The sequence below is a fragment of the Algibacter sp. genome (assembly GCF_049667265.1).
Lineage (GTDB): Bacteria > Bacteroidota > Bacteroidia > Flavobacteriales > Flavobacteriaceae > Algibacter_B.
On record NZ_JBATHX010000214.1, the window covers coordinates 1 to 2417 of the forward strand.

The following is a 2417-nucleotide window of genomic DNA, read 5'->3' on the forward strand; positions in this document are numbered from 1 at the left end:
CTATGCGTCCGTGGGTTTTTAGCCCAAACAAAGTGCCTTTGTCATGCACTAAATTGAATTCTACATAACGTCCACGACGAATTTCTTGCCAAGTTCGGTTTGCTTCTGTGTATGGTAATTCTTTGCGTTTTTCAACTATCGGCACGTAAGCTTCTAGGAAACTATCACCAACCTCAGTTACGAAGTTATACCAGTTTTCCATAGTCATGTCCTCTGTTGCTTTACAATAATCGAAAAATAAACCACCTATACCTCTACCTTCGTTTCTGTGTGTATTATAGAAATATTCATCACAACGTTTTTTGTAGGTTGGATAAAATTCTGGGTTATGTTTGTCGCATGCCGTTTTACAGGTTTGATGGAAATGTTTAGCATCGTCTTCAAACAAGTAATAAGGTGTTAAGTCTTGTCCGCCACCAAACCAACTATCTATTATTTTTCCGTCTTTATCATACATTTCAAAATAACGCCAATTAGCATGAACTGTTGGAACCATTGGTTTTTTAGTGTGAAGTACTAAACTCAATCCGCAGGCAAAAAAATCGACATCGCCTACTTTAAAATAAGCTTGCATCGATTTGGGTAATTTACCATGAACGCCAGAAATATTAACGCCACCTTTTTCAAAAACGTTTCCGTTTTCAATTACGCGAGTTCGGCCGCCACCACCTTCAGGTCGTTCCCAAATATCTTCTTGAAATTTAGCTTTACCATCAACAGCTTCCAACTTTGATGTGATGCTGTCTTGTAAATTTTGTATGTATTGGTAGAATTTGTCTTTCATATTTATTCAATCTCTTTATACAACTCGTATAATTCCATGTTTAATGAGTTTTCGCCTGGTGGTGTAAATTCATTATTTAGCGTTTTTATCCAAGTAAAATTATTGTTTTCTGCCACTTTTACGCTCCCAATATTACTTTTGTGAACTATAATTTGAAGTGTTTTAAATCCTAATTGAGAAAAAGCATAGTCAGATAATTGTTTGACAGCTTCGGTTATTAATCCTTTACCTTGAAAATTATAATCTATACAATAGGCTAATTCGCCTTGCTTTTTATCTAAATCGACCTCTTTGATATATACTAAACCCAATAATTTATTGGATTCGGCTTCTCTTAATGTAAACAAGAATTCTTCTTTGGTTTCAAATTGTGATACTTTTTTAGCAACAAAAATATTTGATAAATCGGGTGTTAAATTTTGCTCTAGTGTTTTTGGGAAAAAGCGTTTTAATCGGTCTTCGTTGGCTACAATAAAGTTGCAAATGGTCCATCCATCTTTTGGGTGAATGGGAATGATGTAATATGAACCAAAATTAAGCCGCATTTACAGGTTTGTTTTTAAGTTGAAGCGCTTCTACCGTTCTTGTTGAAGCCGCTGTAACCGAAAAGGGAAGTACTAAAATTACACCAATAACGGGAATTAATAAAAACAGCATAAATACAATGCCGTTTCCGATGGCTAAACCACGATTTTTACGCACAAACTGCAGGCTTTCTTTATATTGAAAATGACGCTCTAAAGTGTAATCCATATTACCAAAACCTTCATAATAAGCTTGAACAATAAAGAGTAATATGGTTGAAAATATGTTGACTACAGGAATAAATTTTAAAAGCAGAATAGGAATGGTTAATAACAATTCCATTAAAAGATTTCGGCTATTAATGCGGATACCTCTTGACAATTGTTGCATGAAGGAGGTGTCTCTATGTGAATGTGCCGGATTACCTGTAAAATGAGCCTCTATTTTTTCTGAAACAGGACTCATAAATGGCGCGGATAATGCCATGATGATGTGTTTAAAAAGAATAAGACCGATTATAATAATTATTAATCCACCAATAAAATTGCTGATTGAAGCAAAAGTTTCGTGTCCCCAATCCCAAATCCAGATTTTGGAAATGAATGCTCCAATATTATCTGATAATGCATAAGCTGAACCAAAAACTGCAATGGCTGATAAAAAGCTAATTAGCATAGGAATGGCAAAATATTTCCAAAGTTTTAATTTTGAAATTAAGCTGAAAGCACCAAAGTATGCTTTAATTCCTGAAATTATGTCTTTAATCATAGAAGCCTCTCCCTAGCCCTCTCCAAAGGAGAGGGAATTGATTATGTTAAAATATTGAAAATTATCAAATACTAAACCTTTTTAAGATTCAAATACCCCAAATTGATAACAGTTTCTCCTCTTTGGGGAGGTTAAGAGGGGCTGTTATATTCTTTAACGGCATCTATAAACGCTTTAGCATGATCTAACGGGATGTTTGGTAGGATACCATGACCAAGGTTTACGATGTATTTGTCTTTACCAAAATCGTTAATCATTTGGTGTACCATTTTTTTGATTTCTGCCGGTGGCGAAAATAAGCGTGTTGGGTCGAAATTACCCTGAAGCGTAATGTTTCCGC

4 protein-coding genes are annotated in these 2417 nt (G+C 34.8%); all 4 read right to left on the reverse strand.

Going from position 1 to position 2417, the window contains the following annotated elements:
- Window positions 1–784 (reverse strand): oxygen-dependent coproporphyrinogen oxidase (gene hemF / locus WBN21_RS07865; RefSeq protein WP_424199079.1); only part of this gene is annotated, 784 nt, incomplete at its 3' end.
- A 2-nt stretch (window positions 785–786) separates the two neighbouring features.
- On the reverse strand, window positions 787–1329 hold the full coding sequence (locus tag WBN21_RS07870) for a GNAT family N-acetyltransferase (RefSeq protein WP_424199081.1): 543 nt from the start codon (window positions 1327–1329) through the stop codon (window positions 787–789).
- Window positions 1319–2077 (reverse strand): EI24 domain-containing protein, encoded by a 759-nt coding sequence (locus WBN21_RS07875; RefSeq protein WP_424199083.1) that lies wholly within the window; start codon window positions 2075–2077, stop codon window positions 1319–1321. Before WBN21_RS07875 ends, WBN21_RS07870 begins: the two co-directional genes overlap by 11 nt.
- A 131-nt stretch (window positions 2078–2208) precedes the next feature.
- A partial coding sequence (locus WBN21_RS07880; RefSeq protein WP_424199085.1) for a uroporphyrinogen decarboxylase family protein occupies window positions 2209–2417 on the reverse strand: 209 nt, incomplete at its 5' end.